Here is a 2,350-nt window from a genome sequence, read left to right as displayed (position 1 = left end):
GATCAGTCCAGCGCGCGGCCGCTCCGACCGGTCAAGAAGTCGCTGAAATCGCGAAACATGCTCGGCTGCAACAGAATTTCGACGCTTTGATCGGAACCTCATTCCGAGGCCAAAACTACGCCACACCCCTCCGCGGGTTACCCCGAGACCAGCAGCAGGTACTCGGCCCGCACTGAACGGTGGTCAGAACGTCAAGTACCCCAACGGACGACAGGAAGCCGCCCGGTTCACCTTACCGAGACGGCCAGGAGCATGGGAAAAGGGCTGACCAGCACAAAGATGAAACCTGCCGACAGCGCGGGCCTTCAGTTCTCGAACAATCTTCTCTCGGCAAAGTCTGACACTGATGCCATCTCTACGACGAAAGCGGGGGGTTAACGGTGGGCCCGCTCAAGTCTTGCACCAACCGACTTCTTCCCGACACGGCGCACAGCCGACGCTGCGCGATCAGAGCGGGAAACCACTCGACACGGGCGTCAGCACGGATCGTTGTCGCCACGACTCTGCAAGCTCCGGCCGACGGCCTCGCCGCGGCGAATAGCATGTTCGAGAGCGAAGAGGTGGTTGCGATCGGGGTGGAGATATCGGTGTCGGACGAGCATCTGATGTCGGCGGCCCAGCAGCGGCTGGTCCTGGCCTACCCCACCCCCGATGGCACCTGCATCCGCGACTACCTCCACATCACTGACCTCGCCCAGCCCACCTGCTCACCCTCGACGCGATCCAGCCCGGCGAGCATCGAATCTACAACGTAGGCAACGGCATCGGGTTCTCCAACCGACCAGTCCTCGACGCCGTCCGACAAGTCCTCGACGCCGTCCGGGAAGTCACCGGTGTGGTTCTCGAGAACGAGATGGCGCAACGCGAACTCGGGTGGCAACCAGCTCACCCCGACATCGTCGATATCGTCACCGACGCCTGGAAATGTCATCAGCGCCCACGCTGACAGACACGTCGGTGGGCAGCGCAAAGATATCCGCGACTCGCAGGCACGATCTCGCCGTCGACGATGATTTCGGGCGCGACCTCCCTCTGTCGGACGCCTCCGCGCAAACGGTTCGAGGTATCCGGCCGACCAGCTGGCGGTTTCCGCTCGCCTGACGACGGGATCACGGTGGCGGCAGACCCCAGGACGCCACTCGGCCACTGAATCGACCGGCGACCGCGGTGGACCACCAGGACAGACTCGCCCAGACGTTGGGTCTCGCGGTGACCGGATTCACCCGGGACTCCGGTCGATCCAGGGCGTTCGGCGGTTACGTCTAGCGGGGTTCGCTCAATGGCGCAGTGGCCGCGTCGTCGATTCCGGTCCACGGGACGAAGGCCGGTATGTCGGCAGGGACGCGACCGGGGAAGTCCGGGCGGCGCCGTTGCAGGAACGAGGTGATGCCCTCGACCGCGTCGGCACTGCCGACCAGTCCCCCGATCAGCTTGGAATCCAGCGCGTGTGCTGGGTAGGGACTGTCGAAAGCGCTCAGCCGCAACAGCATCTGCCTCGTCACGGCTACCGACACCGGCGAGGTGTGCTCGATGAGATCCCTGGCGTAGGCCTGCGCGGCGGGCAGGACCTCGTCGGGCTCGACGACCTCGTGAACGAGCCCACCGGCCAACGCTTCGGCCGCGGGAAACACCCGTCCGGTCAGCATCCAGTCCATCGCCCGTCCCATGCCGACAACGCGCGGCAGATGCCATGCCGAGGCGCCCTCGGGGAAGAATCCGCGCCGGGTGAAGACGTAGCCGAAGCGGCTGTCGGTCGCCGCGATGCGGTAGTCCGCGGGCAGGATGATCGTCGACCCGGCACCGACGGCGGCACCGCGGATCGCGGCGATGACGGGTTTGGTGCATTCGAAGATACGACGTGAGCACTGTCCGGCGGGTTCGAGCCAGTCGTCGTCGACGTCGCCGCCGGGCGCGCCGCCGGACAGGTCCATGCCGACGCAGAAGTCGGTGCCTTCGCCGGTCAGGATGATCGCGCGCACGTCCGGGTCGCGGTCGGCCACGGTGAAGGCGTCGCCGAGTTCGGCGGCGATGGTCAGGGTGTACCCGTTGCGGGCCGCGGGGCGGTTCATGCTGATGGTGGCGATGTGGTCGCGCACCGAGTACAGGATCTCTTCGTAGGCCATGGTGTCCTCGCGGTGTCGAATTACTGGACGGGCAGCAGGTCGTTGGTCGCCAAGGCAGCCAGGCGCTGACGCGCTTCGGCATACTCGCGAGCCAATCGATCGACCAGGGTGGACACGGGCACGACCGCGTCGATCGGGCCGATGCCCTGGCCGCTGTGTGTCTGTGATACACAAAAGACGCGGCCGCCGACGAGAGAGGGGTATCTCTCGGGGGGCGCCGGGTCAGT

At 65.8% G+C, this 2,350-nt stretch carries 2 protein-coding genes and 1 pseudogene; all 3 read right to left on the bottom strand.

Translation table 11 applies throughout. The annotated features are described in order from the left end of the window. Positions 1–670: 670 nt before the first annotated feature. On the bottom strand, positions 671–931 hold the full coding sequence (locus ACFWPJ_RS30635) for a hypothetical protein (protein WP_378856669.1): 261 nt from the start codon (positions 929–931) through the stop codon (positions 671–673). 331 nt (positions 932–1,262) lie between these two features. Beyond that, entirely contained in the window at positions 1,263–2,123 is an 861-nt protein-coding gene (locus ACFWPJ_RS30630; protein WP_378856667.1) for an enoyl-CoA hydratase-related protein, read from the bottom strand. Positions 2,124–2,143: 20 nt separating this feature from the next. Continuing rightward, positions 2,144–2,350, bottom strand: a pseudogene (locus tag ACFWPJ_RS30625) (hypothetical protein); the annotation flags it as partial.

Origin of the sequence: Nocardia sp. NPDC058497 (assembly GCF_042720195.1) — a bacterium.
GTDB lineage: Bacteria > Actinomycetota > Actinomycetes > Mycobacteriales > Mycobacteriaceae > Nocardia.
Note: the sequence above shows the minus strand (reverse complement) of the source record. Positions and strands in the feature narration are given on the sequence as shown.